This is a genomic window from Streptomyces sp. NPDC051567 (genome assembly GCF_044454165.1).
Classification (GTDB): Bacteria; Actinomycetota; Actinomycetes; order Streptomycetales; family Streptomycetaceae; genus Streptomyces.
On sequence record NZ_JBITDK010000003.1, the window covers coordinates 9,319 to 26,851 of the forward strand.

Consider the following 17,533-nt stretch of genomic DNA (forward strand, 5'->3'; position numbering starts at 1 on the left):
AGCCGGAGCAGCGGACTCCTCGACGGCAGCGGCGGGAGCCTCGACCGGAGCGGCCTCGGTCACCACGGCCTCAGGGGCGGTCACGGCGCGGGTGGCCCGACGACGGGCACGCGGAGCCGGAGCAGCGGACTCCTCGACGGCAGCGGCGGGAGCCTCGACCGGAGCGGCCTCGGTCACCACGGCCTCAGGGGCGGTCACGGCGCGGGTGGCGCGACGACGGGCACGCGGGGCCGGAGCGGCGGACTCCTCAGCGGCGGAAGCGGCCGGGGCCTCGGCCACCGGGGCGGCCTCGGCGACCGGGGCCGCGACGGCGCGGGTCGCCCGACGACGAGCGCGCGGGGCCGGAGCGGCGGACTCCTCGACGGCGGGAGCGGGAGCGGCCGAAGCCTCGACAGGAGCGGCCTCGGCGACGACGGCCTCGGGGGCGGTCACCGCGCGGGTCGCCCGACGACGGGCACGCGGAGCCGGAGCAGCGGACTCCTCGGCAACCGGAGCGGGAGCGGCCGGGGCCTCGGCCACCGCAGCGGCCTCGGCGGCGGTCGCGCCAGGGGGCCCTGCGGGCCGGGAAGCGGCCCGGCGGCGCCTGCGCGGGGGCAGGCTGTCGCTGGGGCTGCCGCTGTCGGCGTGGCCGGCGGCGGTGTGGTCGGTGGTGTTGTTCTCGTTGTTGAGCATGCGGGCGGTTCTCCCGTCACGCTCCCGGGCGCCGCGGCTGACATCCGGTCCGGCACGGTTTCGCGTAATGAGCGCGGAACCGGCCTCCGGGGCGCGTTCGCCACACGGGAGCTGTAGTCCATGACCGCCGGTTCCGTACGTGTTGTCCGTACGGCCTGGCGGAAGTCTTCAGGTCTGTGCGCGGCCCGACCCAGGTGGCTCCCGAGTGCCAGGGCTGCGCGACGACGACGATCCCTACGCGGCGGGACCTTCCGGCGCCTTCGCGTCGGCAGCTACGGCGGCCGTGGGTGTGGCGGCCGTGACAGCCTCGCGGTCGGGCGCGAGCGGGTCGGTCACCGTGCCGGACTCCTCGTCGAAGAGCCCCTGCGCCAGCCTGGTCACCGCTGCGGGGACCGGCGGCGCCAGGTCGGCCACAGCTCGGAGACCGGACAGGACGTCGTCGGGTCGCACGGCAGGTGTCAAATGCCGAACAACCAGCCGCAGTATCGCACAGGCACTGTCCAGGGGCCTATCAGCCGGGACGGAAAGCGCCTCAAGACTGACGACGGCGCCGCGCGTGTCGAAGGTCCGCATGCCGTTCTTGGTCCGGCGCTGCACCTCCACGGCGTCGGCGTCGAGGAAGGCCGCCACGGCCTTCTCGGCGTCCGCGGGCTCCACGCCCTCCAGGCGCAGCTCCCACACGGAGGCCGTCAGCCGCTCGGCGAGGCCGGAGGTGCGGGCCTCGACGGCGTCGATGATGTCGAGCCCGGCGGGCATCGACTCGTCGAGCAGCGCGCGCAGCGTCCCGGGGTCGCGCGCGGCGGCGAGGGCGATCTCCAGGTACTCGGCCTCGCTGCCGGTCCCGGTCGGGGCGGCGTTGGCGTACGAGACGCGGGGGTGCGGGGTGAAGCCGGCCGAGTAGGCCATCGGCACCTCGGCGCGGCGCAGGGCGCGCTCGAAGGCGCGCTGGAAGTCCCGGTGGCTGGTGAACCGGAGGCGGCCACGCTTGGTGTAGCGCAGGCGGATGCGCTGCACCACGGGTGCGGGAGGCGGGCCTTCGGGCTGTCGCTTGCCCAGTGGTTCTTCTCCTTCTGCGGGGCTCCGCGGCTCGCGCGTCGCCCAAATCCGTGTGGCCAGGGGCCCGCCCCGCCCCGGTTCACCCCTGCGGCTTGCGCGGGGAGATCTCGGGGGCGGGCGTGTCGCCCATGGCTGTCGTACTGCCCAGAGTACGCGCCTGTGACCTCGCCGGTTGCGCGGGAGGAGTGCGGGAGAACACCCGCCGCACCTCGGTGCGGGCCTCGCGCACGGTGGTGCGGACCGTGTGCCACGCCTCGCGCGCGAGGTGCCCGGCCGGGGTCGCCACCCGCCGGTTCACCCAGGCGAGGGGGCGCCCGAACAGGGCCCGCCCGGCCCGGACGGTTCCCCGCCACAGGGCGCGGGTGATCCGTCCGGCCACCCGCCAGGCACCGGCCAGGGCCTGCCCGAGCGGGGTGAGGACGTACCGGTGGAGCCCGCGCGCCGGCCACCAGAGGCCCAGCCCGAGGGGTTTCAGCAGGTACCGCCACACCCAGGAGAGCAGCCGTACGAGGCCCTGCGCGAGCGGGACGAGCACGTACCGGCAGCCCGCCACGGCCAGCCGGAACAGCCCCCGCCCGGCCGGTATCAGCACATGGGTCCAGATCGCGGCGGCCAGCCGGGCGACGGCACGGCCCAGCGGGTGCAGCGCGTACGCGTACAGCAGCCGTCCCAGGGGTGCGAGGAGGTACGTGTACGCCGTCCGGCCCAGCCAGGCGGCGGCCCGTCCGGCGGGGACCAGCGCGTACCGCCACAGCCCCACCCACGGCCAGACGAACAGCAGCTTCAGCAGGACCACGAGGACCCGGCCGAGCCCGCGCAGCACCGGGAGCACGGCCCGCCGGTACACCCGGGCCAGCCCCCGCCCGAGGGCGGTGAGCAGGTCCCAGATCACCCGTACGGGCAGCACGACCAGCACCGCCACGATCTTCACGGCCGTCCGCGCGCCACCGGCCCGCTGTCCGTCGCCGCCGGGCGTGGTCTGCGGTCTCTCGTGTTCCATGGCGCTAAGGACACCACGGGAACCCCAGCCGTTCCGGCCCGGCCGATGTTCCCGGAGAACGCCCCGCCCGCAAGCCGGACCCGATGGGCAGCACGAGGAGCACACGGTCGCCGGGGGGCGCTGACGCGCCTACGAGAGAACCCGTCCATCACGGACTGGCCGTATGTCATGGCTCTCTCTGTTGCGAGGCCGTGTGGGGGGTGAAGGTAGCGGTGGACCGGACGCAGTCATCACGGAACGGCTCACGGAAGGACCCGCCATGGAACAACGCCACGATCTGAACTCACCCGCATCGTGTCCCCCCACGACGGTGATCCCGGCAGGAACGGGCAAGGTCCCGTCCGGCTGTCTGCGTGACGGCCGGCAGCCGGACGGACCACAGGGAACGACAACCGAGAGGAGAAGGCAATGACCTACAACACTCTGGCCAACAGCGGTGGCGGCGGAGGAGACGGCTTGCCCGGCCGGCCATGGCACGGACCGCCCGTTCCGCCCACCCCGGACGGTGGCCCCGGGGTCCCCAACCCTCCGAAGAAGTGAGGTGGTCACCCCGTGACTGCCGACGCACACCAGGACCGCCCCAGCCGCACCGAGCTGGGGCGTGTCCTCATGTCAGGTGGCGCCCTCTCCCCGGACTGGGTCCCCTCCTACGCGGCGGTGCCCCGGTCGGCGTTTCTGCCCGATCTGATGTGGCCGTTCGACATGGGCGCGGGCACGAGCGTCGCCGTGTCCAGGACGGACGACCCCGGCGCGTGGTTCGGATACGCGGACTCGGACGTACCCGTCGTCACGCAGTGGGACGACGGAGCGCACACCGGGACGGACCCCGGGCGGGTCTCGACGTCGTCGGCGTCCATGCCGAGCGTGGTGTTCCGGATGCTCCGGGACCTGGACGTACACCCTGGGAACCGGGTGCTGGAAATCGGCACGGGCACGGGCTGGAACGCCGCCCTGCTCGCTCACCGTGCCGGGGCGGAGAACGTGTCACGGTAGAGGTGGACGGGACGGTCGCCGAGCAGGCGCGGGCCTCCCTCGAACGCTTCGGGGCAGCCGTACGGGTCGTCCATGGTGATGGATACGAGGGGTGTCCCGAAGGCGCGCCGTACGACCGGATCATCGTGACCGCCGGGGTACGGCACGTTCCGTTCGACTGGGTGCGGCAGGTTCGGCCGGCCGGGCTGATCGTGGCCCCGTGGGGAACGCACTACAGCAACGGTGACACGGTGGCGCGACTCGTGGTCGCCCGGGACGGAAAGAGCGCGTCAGGGGCCTTCACCGGGCCGGTGGAGTTCATGAAGCTCCGGGCACAGCGGCTCTCGCCCGTCGTCCACAGCGACTACGTCACGGGCGGTCCGGAAGATCGTGACGAGTCGTCGACGGACATCACGGAAGACGCGTTCATGGGAGAACGGTTCGGCCCCCGGCGGTTCGCCCTCGGTCTCCGGGTTCCGGACTGTCACAGCGTCGTCGCCGACAAACGCGACGGAGCGCGGCCCGTGTGGTTCTACGGGCTCACCGACCGCTCATGGGCGTGCGTCGTGTTCCGTGACGGCGACACGGCGCGCGTCTGGCAGGCGGGCCCCCGCCGACTGTGGCACGAGGCCGAAGCGGCCTACCGCTGGTGGGAGAACGAAGGGAAGCCGGGACACGAGCGGTTCGGACTCACTGTGACGGCGTCGGCCCAGTACGCGTGGCTGGACGACCCGGGCCGGCCCGTCCAGGTCGCTCCGGCCCGTACGGCTGAGGCCGTCTGAGAAGCGGGGGGGGGGGGGGGGGGGGGGGGGGGGGGGGGGGGGGGGGGGGCGGGCGGCGCGCGGGGGGGGGGGCGGCGCCGCCCGGCGCGGGGGGGGGGGGGGGGGGGCGCGCGGCCGCCCCCCCCCCCGGGGCCGGGGGGGCGGGGGCCGCGGGCGGGGGGGCCCCCGCCCCCCCCCCCCCCCCCCCGCCTCTCGCATCTGGACCCAGATCTCGGCACGCTCCACGGCGGTCGTTCCGACGCGCGGTGACCGCCCTGAGGCGGGGCCAGGGGTCAGGTGGGGCGGGGGGTCACTTCACGACCGACAGGGGCAGCAGCTTCTTGCCGGTCGGGCCGATCTGGATCTGTGTGTCGAGCTGGGGGCAGACGCCGCAGTCGAAGCACGGGGTCCAGCGGCAGTCCTCGACCTCGGTCTCGTCGAGGGCGTCCTGCCAGTCCTCCCAGAGCCAGTCCTTGTCGAGACCGGAGTCCAGGTGGTCCCAGGGCAGGACCTCCTCATAGGTGCGCTCGCGCGTCGTGTACCAGGCGACGTCCACGCCGTACGCGGGCAGCGCCTTTTCCGCGGCCTGCATCCAGCGGTCGTAGCTGAAGTGCTCGCGCCAGCCGTCGAACCGGCCGCCGGACTCGTAGACGGCACGGATGACGTCGCCGATACGGCGGTCACCGCGCGAGAGGAGGCCCTCGACGATGCCCGGCTTGCCGTCGTGGTAGCGGAAGCCGATGGAGCGGCCGTACTTCTTGTCGCCGCGGATCTTGTCGCGGAGCTTGCCCAGGCGGGCGTCCGTCTCCTCGGCCGACAGCTGCGGCGCCCACTGGAACGGGGTGTGCGGCTTCGGTACGAAACCGCCGATCGACACCGTGCAGCGGATGTCGTTCTGGCCGGAGACCTCGCGGCCCTTGGCGATGACGTTGACCGCCATGTCACCGATCTGGAGGACGTCCTCGTCGGTCTCGGTCGGCAGGCCGCACATGAAGTACAGCTTCACCTGGCGCCAGCCGTTGCCGTACGCCGTGGAGACCGTCCGGATCAGGTCCTCCTCCGAGACCATCTTGTTGATGACCTTGCGCATGCGCTCGGAGCCGCCCTCGGGGGCGAAGGTCAGACCGGAGCGGCGCCCGTTGCGGGTCAGCTCGTTGGCCAGGTCCACGTTGAAGGCGTCCACACGGGTCGAGGGCAGGGAGAGACCCACCTTGTCGTCCGTGTACCGGTCCGCGAGCCCCTTGGCGATGTCGGCGATCTCGGTGTGGTCCGCCGAGGAGAGCGAGAGGAGGCCGACCTCCTCGAAGCCCGTGGCCTTCAGACCGCGCTCGACCATCTCGCCGATGCCGGTGATGCTTCGCTCCCGCACGGGGCGCGTGATCATGCCGGCCTGGCAGAAACGGCAGCCGCGGGTGCAGCCGCGGAAGATCTCCACCGACATCCGCTCGTGGACGGTCTCGGCGAGCGGGACCAGCGGCTGCTTGGGGTAGGGCCACTCGTCGAGGTCCATGACGGTGTGCTTGGAGACGCGCCACGGGACACCGGAGCGGTTGGGCACGACCCGGCCGATGCGGCCGTCCGGCAGGTACTCGACGTCGTAGAAGCCGGGGACGTAGACGCCGCCGGTCTTCGCCAGCCGCAGCAGCACCTCCTCGCGACCGCCGGGGCGGCCCTCGGCCTTCCAGGCGCGGATGATCTCGGTCATATCGAGGACGGCCTGTTCGCCGTCGCCGATGACCGCGCAGTCGATGAACTCCGCGATCGGCTCGGGGTTGAAGGCCGCGTGGCCTCCCGCGAGGACGATCGGGTGGTCGACCGTACGGTTCCTGGCCTCCAGCGGGATGCCCGCGAGGTCCAGGGCCGTGAGCATGTTGGTGTAGCCGAGCTCGGTGGAGAAGGAGAGCCCGAAGACGTCGAAGGAGCCGACCGGGCGGTGCGAGTCGACGGTGAACTGCGGCACCTTGTGCTCGCGCATCAGCTCTTCGAGGTCCGGCCACACCGAGTAGGTGCGCTCCGCGAGGACGCCCTCGCGCTCGTTCAGCACCTCGTAGAGGATCATGACGCCCTGGTTGGGCAGCCCGACCTCGTACGCGTCCGGGTACATGAGCGCCCAGCGGACGTCGCAGCTTTCCCAGGGCTTGACGGTGGAGTTCAGCTCACCGCCTACGTACTGGATGGGCTTCTGCACATGCGGGAGCAGAGCTTCGAGCTGTGGGAAGACCGACTCGGACATCACGCGACTTTCGTGAAGCGGGCAGGGGGCGACTCTCAAGCGTACCCCGGGGTACGGCCGTCGCCCGCCCATCCGGTCAGCCCCGCAGGCCCCGCCGGGACGGGTCCGGGACGTGTGCCCAGAGCTCCGGGAGCTCCTGTTCGCGGAGTGCGGCCAGGGCCTCCTCGCGGGCGTGGAGCACACCCCAGGTGAAGGACGGTTCGCCCGCCCCGGCCGCCGAGACGGCGAGGGCGCGCAGGGCCGTGCGGGCGACCACGCCGTCCCGGTGGTCGCCGAGCAGGGTCTGTACCGACTTCACCGCCTTGGCCAGGCGTTGCGCCGGTCCGCCGAGGGCGGGGACGGCCGCCTCCGCCGCGTACCGGGCGCGTTTGGCCGCCTTGCGGGCCTCGTGGAGGGCCAGGTCGCGTTCCCGGCCCGCCGGGAGGGCGAGCGCCTGCGCGATCCGGCGGGCCAGGCGCGCGCGGTCGCGGCGGACCGCCTTGGCCAGGACCGGCCGCGCGGGCCGGGCGGCGGCCTTGAGCAGGGGCGGATCGGCGAGCAGGGCGTCGAGGGAGTGCAGGAGGCGCAGGTGGCGCGGGCTGTCGAGGGCGGCCAGCACCCGGCGCCGGGAGGCGGGGGCCCGGTCCGCGTCCCACCGCCGCAGGCGGCGGCGGACCGGTCCCAGGCGCAGGGTGCGGGGCAGTTCGTCGAGCCGGGTCCGCAGCCGTTCCAGCAGGACTTCCCGGTCGCGGTCGACGCCGAGTTCGGCGGCCAGCCGGCGCAGCTCTTCCCCGACCGGGCCGGTGACCGCGCGGTCGAGGACCTTCCCGTACGTCGCGAAGGCGCTGCGGAGCCGGCGGCAGGCCACCCGCATCTGGTGGACGGAGTCCGGCAGCCCCCGCCGCACGGCCGGGTCCTGGGCGATCAGGACGTCGCGCTGTTCCCGCAGGTACGCGAGGACGTACGCGCCCGCCGTGCCGTCGCCGGGGGCGGGCTGCGGCGGCTGCGGCGAGGGCGCGGCGGGCAGCGCGGCCCCGGTCGCTTCGAGGGCGCGGGCGAACTTCGAGGGGGCGCCGGAGTACCGGAGCCCGGCCTCGCGGAAGGTCCTGGCGACCGCGTCGAGCAGGGCGGGGTCCGTTCCGTCGGCGAGTTCCACCTCGACCTCGGTCCAGGCGGCGGTGACCACCTCCCGGCCGCCGTCCCCGCCGCCGTCCCCGCCGCCGCTCCGGGCCGCGCTCCGGCCGTGCCCGGCCCGTTCGTCCTGCCCGCCGGGGGCCCGTCGCTCCGCCCGGACGGCGTCGGCGCACACCTGCGCGAGCAGGGCGCCGTCGGCGTCGAGGAGGTGGCTGGTCCGGCGGGTCGTGACCACTCTGAGCTGCGGTTCCAGCGGGGCGTCCCGGGTGCGGGAGCGGACCAGCCGGGCGAGGGAGCGGGGCAGGGCCCGGCCCGGGGCCGCCCGGATCTCGTCGCGGACCCCCGGGGAGACGGGCAGTTTCAGGTGCCAGCCCGCGTCCGTACCGCCGGTCCTGCGCCGCAGGGTGACTCCGTCGGCGGCGAGGCGCAGGCCGGGGGTGTCGTAGTAGACGACGTCGAGCTCGGCGACGCCCTGGTCGCGGACGGCCGCGACGGGCCCGGTGCCCGTCAGCCCCGGCACCCCGCGCCGCTCCGCGCCGGCCGAGGTGAACTCGAATTTCCGCTCGACCTCGCGCTGCGTGTCCACCATGGACCGAATCTAGCCCCGAACCGGGCACCGGGTCGTGTTGTCGGCGTTCCGGCAGGTCACGAGGCCGACAGCGGGCGCTGGACCTTGATCGACTGGAGGAGTCCGACCGCCACCCAGACCGCGAACATCGAGGACCCGCCGTACGACACGAACGGCAGCGGGAGCCCGGCCACCGGCATGATCCCGAGGGTCATCCCGATGTTCTCGAAGGACTGGAAGGCGAACCAGGCGATGATCCCGGCGCACACGATCGTCCCGTACAGCTCGGTGGTCTCGCGGGCGATCATGCAGGCCCGCCAGAGGACGACGCCCAGCAGGAGCAGGATCAGCCCGGCCCCGACGAAGCCCAGCTCCTCGCCCGCCACGGTGAAGACGAAGTCGGTCTGCTGCTCCGGCACGAACTGGCCGGTGGTCTGCGAGCCCTTGAAGAGGCCGGAGCCGGTCAGCCCGCCGGAGCCGATCGCGATGCGCGCCTGGTTGGTGTTGTAGCCGACCCCCGCCGGGTCGAGCTCGGGGTTGGCGAAGGCCGCGAAGCGGTTGATCTGGTACTCGTCGAGGATGCCGAGCTGCCAGATCAGCACGGCGCCGGCCACGCCCGAGCCCAGCAGCCCGAACACCCACCGGTTGGAGGCGCCGGAGGCCAGCAGGACACCGAGCACGATCACCACCATGACCATGACGGAACCGAGGTCGGGCATCAGCATGACGATGCCCATCGGGGCCGCCGCCAGGCAGAGCGCCTTGACGACGGTCCGGTGGTCCGGATGGGCGAGGTCGCCCGCGTCGACCCGGGCCGCCAGCAGCATCGCCATGCCCAGGATGATCGTGACCTTCACGAACTCGGAGGGTTGCAGGGAGAAGCCGCCGCCGACGACGATCCACGCGTGGGCGCCGTTGATGGTGGCGCCGAGCGGGGTGAGCACGGCCATGACGAGCACGAGCGAGAGCCCGTACAGGATCGGCACGGCGCCGCGCAGGGTGCGGTGGCCGAGCCAGATGGTGGCGATCATCAGGACGACGCCGATGCCGGTGTTCAGGGCGTGCCGGAAGAGGAAGTAGTACGGGTCCCCCTGGTTCAGCGTGGTCCGGTTGCGGGTCGCCGACCAGACCAGCAGGGCGCCGATGAAGGAGAGCGCGAGCGCCGAGAGCAGGATCGGCCAGTCGAGCCGGCGCACGACCGAGTCACGGGCGGTGATCCTGGCCAGCGGGCCGCGCTCGGGCGCGTACCGGGAGACGGAGAACTTGTTCGCGGTCTGCATCAGTCCTGATCAGTCCTGCTTCGAGGCGGGCGGGGCGGGCGGTCCGGCGAGCGCGGGCGGCGCCAGCTCCTCCGGGGACGGCGGTACGTACGGCCGCACCACGGGTGCGTCGATGGAGCCGTCGGGCCCGATCGTGGGGAGCCTGGTCTCCGGCTCGGGCAGCAGGGCCTTGGTCAGGTCCTGCTTGCCGGCCATGTCGAGACCGTAGATGGCGTTGAAGATGCTGCGCACGGCGGGGCCGGAGGCTCCGGAGCCGGTGCCGCCCTGGGAGATCGTCATGACGATCGTGTAGTCGTCGGTGTAGGTGGCGAACCAGGAGGTGGTCTGCTTGCCGTAGACCTCGGCGGTGCCGGTCTTGGCGTGCATGGGGATCTGCTTCTGCGGCCAGCCGCCGAACCGCCAGGCGGCGGTGCCGCGGGTGGCGACCCCTTCCAGTGCGCCGTTCAGCTCGCGGACGAGTTTCTGGTCCACGGGCAGGCGGCCGTGGGACTGCGGCTTGATCTCCTCGATCCGCTTGCCGTCGGCGCTGATGACGGCCTTGCCGATGGTCGGGTTCCACAGGGTGCCGCCGTTGGAGATGGCCGCGTAGATGGTGGCCATCTGGATCGGGGTGACGAGGGTGTCGCCCTGGCCGATGGAGTAGTTGACGGCGTCACCGGCGCGCATGAGGTTGCCTTCGAGGCAGTTCTCGTAGGAGAGCAGCTCGACGTAGGTGCCGCCCTTCTTGCCGGTCTTGCACCACATCTCCTTGTTGGCCTGCCAGAACCGCTGCTTCCACCGGCGGTCGGGGACCCGGCCCTTCTCCTCGCCCGGGAGGTCCACGTGGGTCTCGGCGCCGAGGCCGAACTGGTGGGCGGTCCTGTAGAAGATCTCCGCCGGGTTCTTCTTCGGCTTGAGCCCGCCGTCCTTGAGCCACTGCTGGTGGCCGAGGGCGTAGAAGACGGTGTCGCAGGAGACTTCGAGGGCCTGGCCGAGGGTGATGTTGCCGTGGCCCTTGGACTCGAAGTTCATGAAGACCTGGCCGCCGATGGAGTACGAGCTGGGGCAGGGGTAGTCCCCGTCGAACTTGTACCCGGCGTTGACCGCGGCGGTGGTCGGGACGACCTTGAAGATGGAGCCCGGGGCGGCCTGGCCCTGGATGGCCCGGTTCATCAGCGGGACGTTGGACTCCTTGGCGGTGAGCTTGGCGTAGTTCTTGGCGGAGATCCCGCCGACCCACACGTTCGGGTCGTAGGTCGGGTTGGAGGCCATGGCCACGACGCGGCCCGTCCTGGACTCCAGGACCACCACGGCGCCCGCGTCGGCCTTGTAGTTGACGCCGGTGTTGCGGTCGTTCTGCTTGCGCGCCTCGACCATGGCGTTGTTCAGCTCGTACTCGACGACCCCCTGGACGCGGGCGTCGATGCTGGTCACGAGGTTGGCGCCGGACACGGCCGGGTCGTTCTTGGCCTCGCCGATGACCCGGCCGAGGTTGTCCACCTCGTAGCGGGTGATGCCGGCCTTGCCGCGCAGCTCCTTGTCGTAGGAGCGTTCCAGGCCGAAGCGGCCGACCTGGTCGGAGCGGAGGAAGGGCGAGTCGGTGTCCTTGGCCTTGACGATCTCGGCGTCGGTGACCGGGGAGAGGTAGCCGAGCACCTGGCCGGTGTTGGCGCCGCCGGGTGCCGGGTAGCGGCGTACGGCGGTCGGCTGGGCGGTGATGCCGGGGAAGTCGTCGGGGCGCTCGCGGATCTGGAGGGCCTGCTGGGTGGTGGCCCTGTCGGTGACGGGGATGGGCTGGTAGGGGGAGCCGTTCCAGCAGGGCTGCGGGGTCTTGGAGTCGCAGAGCCGGACCTTGTCGCGGGTCTCCTGCGGCCGCATGTCCAGCACCTCGGCGAGGCGGGTCAGGACGGCCTTGCCCTTGTCCTTCATCTTCATCAGCTCGGTGCGGCTGGCGGAGACGACGAGGCGGGTCTCGTTGTCGGCGAGCGGGACGCCGTGGGCGTCGAGGATCGAGCCGCGCACGGCGGGCTGGACGACCCGCTGGACGTGGTTGTCGCGCGCCTCGTCGGAGTACTCCTGGCCGTTGCGGATCTGGAGGTACCAGAGGCGTCCGCCGAGGGTGAGGAAGAGGGAGAGGACGAGTACCTGGATCACGATGAGCCTGATCCGCACCCGGGAGGGGCGGCCGGTCTCCGGATTGTTCGTCATGTCGGCTCCCTCCTCACAGTTTCCTGACGCTCTTCACACCCTTGACGCCCTTTATGCGGACGGCCCGGCCGGCCCGGCCGCGTCCGCTCCTCAGCCGCAGGCCGCCGCGCTGGCTGCCGATCCGCAGTCCGGTGCCGCCGGCGAGCCAGCCGGCGGAGACGTCGGTGCCCTGGACCGGGCCGCCGCCCGCCTCGACCGCCATCGGGTCGCTCTCGGCGCGCCGGGCCAGGGCCATGAGGAACGGCACGGTGAAGGGGGCGAGCAGCAGGTCGTAGAGGGTCGCGGTGAACAGCAGCCCGGCCAGGCCCACGTCGCGGACGGCGGTGTCGCCGACGAGGGCGCCCACGCTCGCGTAGAGGAGGGTGGAGCCGATCGCGGCGGCGACGACGGTGAGCATCGGGCCCCAGGCGGAGCGGAACCGTCCGTTGTCGGGGCGGACCAGGCCGGCGGCGTAGCCGATGAGGCACAGGACGAGCGCGTACCGTCCGGCGGCGTGGTCGGCGGGCGGGGCCAGGTCGGCGAGGAGCCCGGCGCCGAAGCCGATGAGGGCGCCGCCGGTGTGCCCGTAGACGAGGGCGAGGGCGACGACGGTGAGGAGGAGCAGGTCGGGGACGGCGCCGGGGAGCTGGAGCCGTCCCAGGACGGTGACCTGGACGACGAGGGCCACCACGACGAGCGTGGCCGAGAGCACGATCCGGTTGAAGCGCATGGGCGGCTGCTCCTACTCCTCGGCCGGTTTGACGGGCGCGCTGGCGGAGGGGGTGACCGTGACGGTGACGGTCGGGGTGGGCTTGGGGGGTTCGGGTTTGGGCGGCAGGACGGCGTCGCGCGGGTCCTCGCGCGGGGGCATGACCACGACGCCGACGATGTCCAGGCGCGAGAAGCCGACGAAGGGCCGGACCCAGACGGTGCGGGTCAGGTCGCCGCCCGAGGGGTCGACCTTGATCACCTCGCCGATCGGGACGCCGGGGACGAAGGGCCGGTTGGCGCGCGAGCCGAAGGTGACGAGGCGGTCGCCGGGGTTCACCTTGGCCTTGCCGTTGAGCATCTGCACGGAGAGGGCGCGGTCGCCCTGGCCGGTGGCGAAGCCGAGTTCGCCGGTCTTCTCCAGGCGGGTGCCGACGGTGAAGCCGGGGTCGTTGGCGAGGACCACGGTGGCGGTGTCGGGGCCGACGGTGGCGACCCGGCCGACGAGGCCCTCCCCGTTGAGGACGGTCATGTCGCGTTCGATGCCGTCCTTGCTGCCGGCGTCGATGGTGACGGTCCAGGAGAAGCCCTGGGCCGCTCCTATGGCGATGACCTCGGCGCCCTTGATGCCGTACTGTCCGGCGCCGGCCCGCTTGAGCATCTCGTCCAGCTCGCGGATGCGGCTGCGGGTCCGGTCGTCGCTGCCCAGTCTGGCCTTCAGGGCCGAGTTCTCGCGCTCCAGTACGGCGATGCGGCTGTGGCGCCCGCCGGAGTCCCGGACCGCTCCCACGGCGTGGGCGACGGGGTCGACCGCGGTCGCCATGCCCTTCTCGACCGGGCCGAAGACGGCCGCGGCGGCCCGCCGGGCGCCCTCGACCGGTGACTTCTCGCCCGCTCTGATGTCCACCGTGATCAATGCGAACGCGATGGCGATCAGAAGCACCAGGAGCAGCCGGCTTTCTCGTGTGTCCCTCACGTGCGGCGGCCGTGCCTTCCTCGTAGATACCCGTGCGGTGGAACCGCTCCGGCGGGACGTGTCGCTGTGGTCCCGCCGGACTGTTGCCTGTATGTCAACGATCCGCCGTACGGGCCCGGTAGCACCCGTACGGCGGATTCATGGGTTCCGTATGGCTCCCGGCCGGGTGCGGGTCAGCGGCGGGGCTGGGCGTCGAGGACCTGCTGGAGCGCCTCGAACTCCTCCACGCACTTGCCGGAGCCGAGCGCGACGGAGTCGAGCGGGTCCTCGGCGATGTGGATCGGCATGCCCGTCTCGCGGCGCAGCCGCTCGTCCAGGCCGCGCAGGAGGGCCCCGCCGCCGGTCAGGACGATGCCGCGGTCCATGATGTCGCCGGAGAGTTCCGGCGGGCACTTGTCGAGCGTGGTCTTGACCGCGTCGACGATGGAGTTGACCGGCTCCTCGATGGCCTTGCGGACCTCGGCGGCGGAGATGACGACGGTCTTGGGCAGCCCGGAGACCAGGTCACGGCCGCGGATCTCGGTGTGCTCGTCCTTGCCGAGGTCGTACGCCGACCCGATGGTGATCTTGATCTGCTCGGCGGTGCGCTCGCCGAGGAGGAGCGAGTACTCCTTCTTGATGTGCTGGATGATCGCGTTGTCGAGCTCGTCCCCGGCCACCCGGATGGACTGTGCCGTGACGATTCCGCCGAGGGAGATGACGGCGACCTCGGTGGTGCCGCCGCCGATGTCCACGACCATGTTGCCGGTGGCCTCGTGGACGGGCAGGCCGGAGCCGATGGCGGCGGCCATGGGCTCCTCGATGATGTGCACCTGGCGGGCGCCGGCCTGCGTGGACGCCTCGATGACGGCGCGGCGCTCGACTCCGGTGATGCCGGAGGGGACGCAGACCACGACGCGCGGGCGGGCCAGGTAGCGCCGCTTGTGGATCTTGAGGATGAAGTACCGGAGCATCCGCTCGGTGATCTCGAAGTCGGCGATCACCCCGTCCTTGAGGGGCCGCACGGCGACGATGTTGCCGGGCGTGCGCCCGATCATCTTCTTCGCCTCGGAGCCGACCGCCAGGATGCCGCCGGTGTTCGTGTTGATGGCGACCACGGACGGCTCGTTCAGGACGATCCCCCGGCCCCTCACGTACACCAGCGTGTTGGCGGTCCCGAGGTCGATCGCCATGTCACGGCCGATGAACGACATGTTGTTCCCCTTGTTCCCCATGAGGAGCGTCTGGCCTTCCAGTTGATAGCGGCTGCTGTCAGGTCGGCGAGGTGGGTGTGTGGGTGGAGGCCCCATCGTAGTGCCGTGGGTACGGACATCGCGCGACGGGACTCCGGCATTCCCGCCGGATCGGATACCCGCCCCCGTAGTGGGGACGTCATGTCCTGCCCATGCGTTCCCGGTCCTGCCCGGTCATACCGAAGGGCGACCGAAATTACTTCGGTCGCCCCAGGCGATGAGCGCTATTCGGCGGATGCCCCGTCAGGGAGGAGGTGCGGTCGACGGGGACCGGAGACGGGACCCGGCGGGGAATCGGGGAGGGATCGCAGGGGTCAGAGGGAGGGGAAGAACAGCTTCAGCTCACGCGCGGCGGACTCCTCGGAGTCCGAGGCGTGGATCAGGTTCTCCCGGGTGATGGTGCCGAAGTCGCCCCGGACGGAGCCGGGCGCCGCCTCGATCGGGTCGGTGGGACCGGCCAGCCGGCGGACGCCCTCGATCACGCGCTCCCCCTCGACCACCAGGGCGACGACCGGACCGCCGGACATGAAGCCCATGAGCGGCTCGTAGAACGGGCGCCCGACGTGCTCCGCGTAGTGCTGCTCCAGGATGCCCCGGTCGAGCGTGCGCAGCTCCAGGGCGCGGATGGTCCAGCCGGCCTTCCGCTCGAAGCGTCCGACGATCTCGCCCACCAGCCCGCGGCCGACCGCGTCGGGCTTGAGCAGGACGAGGGTGCGCTGGGTCATGGTGCGGCTCCTTGCGGCATTCGGGTGCGGTGCGACGAGGCTACAGTGCGGTGACGGGGCCCTGTCACACAGCGTCAGGTGACGCGGCCCGCGCCTGCTCGGCCCAGCGGGCCTTGATCGCGTCGATCCGGCGCCCGTAGTGCACCGAGCACCACCACAGGGCGGCGAAGGCCGCGCCGAGGACGAACATCGCCGGGACGACGAAGCCGCTGAGGATCAGCCCGATCTGGAGGACCCAGCCCAGCTGGACCGCGCCGGGGCGCGAGAGCATCCCGCACAGCAGCACCGACACCAGCATGCCGATGCCGCAGACCGTCCAGACGGCTCCCTGGGTCAGGTCCGGGTTCTTCATGGCCACCAGACCCGCGAAGCCGATCACGAAGAACTCGCCGATCAGCGTCGAAGCACAGAGCGTGCGCATCCTCAGCCCCTCTTCAGCAGCAGGCGGGCTTCGCCCACCGTGATCACGGACCCGGTCACCAGGACCCCGGCCCCGCCGTACTCGGCCTCTTCCTCCGCCAGGGTGATCGCCGCCTCCAGGGCGTCGTCCAGCCGCGGCTCCACCTGGACCCGGTCCGCGCCGAAGACCTCGACCGCGACGGCCGCCAGCTCGTCCGCGCCGATCGCCCGGTGGCTGGAGTTCTCCGTCACCACCACCTCCGCGAGGATCGGCTCGAACGCCTCCAGCACGCCACGGACGTCCTTGCCCTCGCTCGCGCCCACGACCCCGATCAGACGGCTGAAACCGAACGCCTCGGTGACCGCCTCCGCCGTGGCCGCCGCGCCCGCCGGGTTGTGCGCCGCGTCCAGGACCACCGTCGGGCTGCGCCGCACGACCTCCATCCGGCCCGGCGAGGTCACCGAGGCGAACGCCTTGCGCACGGTGTCCGTGTCCAGCACCCGCGCGTGCTCCGCGCCGATGCCGAAGAACGCCTCGACCGCGGCCAGCGCCACCGCCGCGTTGTGCGCCATGTGCGCGCCGTGCAGCGGCAGGAAGATCGCGTCGTACTCGCCGCCCACGCCGCGCAGCGTCAGCATCTGCCCGCCGACCGCGACCTCGCGCGAGACGACGCCGAACTCCATGCCCTCGCGGGCGACCGTCGCGTCGACCTCGACGGCCTTGCGCAGCAGCACCTGCGCCGCGTCCACCGGCTGCTGCGCCAGGATCACGGTGGCGCCCTGCTTGATGACGCCGCCCTTCTCCTCGGCGATCTCGCCGGGCGTGGAGCCGAGCCGGTCGGTGTGGTCCAGGCTGATCGGGGTGACCACCGCGACCACGCCGTCGATGACGTTGGTCGCGTCCCAGCTGCCGCCCATGCCGACCTCGATCACGGCCGCGTCGACCGGGGCGTCCGCGAAGGCCGCGTACGCCATGCCGGTGAGGACCTCGAAGAACGACAGCCGGTACTCCTGGGCGGCGTCGACCATCTCCACGTACGGCTTGATGTCGTGGTACGTCTCCACGAACCGCTCGGCGGTGACCGGCTTCCCGTCGAGGCAGATCCGCTCGGTGACCGACTGCACGTGCGGGCTGGTGTACCGGCCGGTGCGCAGCTCGAAGGCGTTCAGCAGGGCCTCGATCATGCGGGCGGTGCTGGTCTTGCCGTTGGTGCCGGTGACGTGGATGGAGGGGTACGCGCGCTGCGGCTCGCCCAGGACGTCCATCAGCGCGGCGATCCGCGACACGGACGGCTCCAGCTTGGTCTCGCCCCACCGGGTGGCCAGTTCCCGCTCCACCTCCAGCAGGGCCCGCGCCGCCTCCGGGTCGGCGGGCAGGGCGGGTACCGGGTCGTTCTGGGGCGGTCCGGCCTGGGCGCGCAGGGTACGGCTGCCGGCCTCGATCACCGCCAGGTCGGGGTCGCGGTCGGACTCTTCGGCCACGATCCGGTCGAACTCGTCGGGACGTTCGCCGGTGTCGTCGCGGTCGTGGCTCTCGGGCTGCTGCTCACTCACAGGGCCAGTCTACGGACGAGGACCGGGAGGACTTTCGGCCCGGCCGTTTCGGGACCTTCGGCGGCCGGGGCGATCTGATCGTCATGCAAACCTTGCGGACAGGAGACAAGGGGACCGA

At 72.3% G+C, this 17,533-nt stretch carries 12 protein-coding genes and 2 pseudogenes; 1 reads left to right on the plus strand and 13 read right to left on the minus strand.

Features of this window, described 5'->3' with window-relative positions:
• From ACIA5F_RS04215 to ACIA5F_RS04225, 3 genes and pseudogenes are all read right to left on the minus strand, one after another.
• Positions 1–672, minus strand: a pseudogene (locus ACIA5F_RS04215) (ribonuclease E/G); the annotation flags it as partial.
• Positions 673–906: 234 nt separating this feature from the next.
• Positions 907–1,686: a TIGR03936 family radical SAM-associated protein gene (locus tag ACIA5F_RS04220; RefSeq protein WP_399349564.1), complete on the minus strand. Its 780-nt coding sequence runs from the start codon at positions 1,684–1,686 to the stop codon at positions 907–909.
• Positions 1,687–1,807: 121 nt separating this feature from the next.
• On the minus strand, positions 1,808–2,728 hold the full coding sequence (locus ACIA5F_RS04225) for a hypothetical protein (protein ID WP_399348940.1): 921 nt from the start codon (positions 2,726–2,728) through the stop codon (positions 1,808–1,810).
• A gap of 609 nt (positions 2,729–3,337) precedes the next feature.
• Here ACIA5F_RS04225 and ACIA5F_RS04230 point away from each other — a divergent pair.
• Positions 3,338–4,482, plus strand: a pseudogene (locus ACIA5F_RS04230) (methyltransferase domain-containing protein).
• Positions 4,483–4,771: 289 nt separating this feature from the next.
• On the opposite strand, the gene ACIA5F_RS04235 reads toward ACIA5F_RS04230, so the two are convergent.
• The 10 genes from ACIA5F_RS04235 to ACIA5F_RS04280 all read right to left on the minus strand — a co-directional run bounded on the left by ACIA5F_RS04235 (position 4,772) and on the right by ACIA5F_RS04280 (position 17,415).
• Positions 4,772–6,697, minus strand: coding sequence for a TIGR03960 family B12-binding radical SAM protein (locus tag ACIA5F_RS04235; protein WP_399348942.1), 1,926 nt, complete (start codon positions 6,695–6,697; stop codon positions 4,772–4,774).
• Positions 6,698–6,770: 73 nt separating this feature from the next.
• Positions 6,771–8,396 (minus strand): CHAD domain-containing protein, encoded by a 1,626-nt coding sequence (locus tag ACIA5F_RS04240; protein WP_399348944.1) that lies wholly within the window; start codon positions 8,394–8,396, stop codon positions 6,771–6,773.
• A 56-nt stretch (positions 8,397–8,452) separates the two neighbouring features.
• Positions 8,453–9,655 carry a rod shape-determining protein RodA gene (rodA, locus tag ACIA5F_RS04245; RefSeq protein WP_399348946.1) on the minus strand — a complete coding sequence of 401 codons (1,203 nt, stop codon included), beginning with the start codon at positions 9,653–9,655 and terminating at the stop codon, positions 8,453–8,455.
• 9 nt (positions 9,656–9,664) lie between these two features.
• Positions 9,665–11,842: a penicillin-binding protein 2 gene (gene mrdA / locus ACIA5F_RS04250; protein ID WP_399348948.1), complete on the minus strand. Its 2,178-nt coding sequence runs from the start codon at positions 11,840–11,842 to the stop codon at positions 9,665–9,667.
• A 13-nt stretch (positions 11,843–11,855) separates the two neighbouring features.
• Positions 11,856–12,551, minus strand: coding sequence for a rod shape-determining protein MreD (gene mreD, locus ACIA5F_RS04255; protein ID WP_399348950.1), 696 nt, complete (start codon positions 12,549–12,551; stop codon positions 11,856–11,858).
• 12 nt (positions 12,552–12,563) lie between these two features.
• Positions 12,564–13,505: a rod shape-determining protein MreC gene (gene mreC, locus ACIA5F_RS04260; protein ID WP_399348952.1), complete on the minus strand. Its 942-nt coding sequence runs from the start codon at positions 13,503–13,505 to the stop codon at positions 12,564–12,566.
• Between the two features lie 173 nt (positions 13,506–13,678).
• On the minus strand, positions 13,679–14,698 hold the full coding sequence (locus tag ACIA5F_RS04265; protein WP_399349566.1) for a rod shape-determining protein: 1,020 nt from the start codon (positions 14,696–14,698) through the stop codon (positions 13,679–13,681).
• Between the two features lie 353 nt (positions 14,699–15,051).
• Positions 15,052–15,462, minus strand: coding sequence for a nucleoside-diphosphate kinase (ndk, locus tag ACIA5F_RS04270; protein ID WP_399348954.1), 411 nt, complete (start codon positions 15,460–15,462; stop codon positions 15,052–15,054).
• A gap of 64 nt (positions 15,463–15,526) precedes the next feature.
• Positions 15,527–15,883 carry a DUF4233 domain-containing protein gene (locus ACIA5F_RS04275; RefSeq protein ID WP_399348958.1) on the minus strand — a complete coding sequence of 119 codons (357 nt, stop codon included), beginning with the start codon at positions 15,881–15,883 and terminating at the stop codon, positions 15,527–15,529.
• Between the two features lie 2 nt (positions 15,884–15,885).
• Positions 15,886–17,415 (minus strand): glutamate ligase domain-containing protein, encoded by a 1,530-nt coding sequence (locus ACIA5F_RS04280; RefSeq protein ID WP_399348960.1) that lies wholly within the window; start codon positions 17,413–17,415, stop codon positions 15,886–15,888.
• Positions 17,416–17,533: the final 118 nt, after the last annotated feature.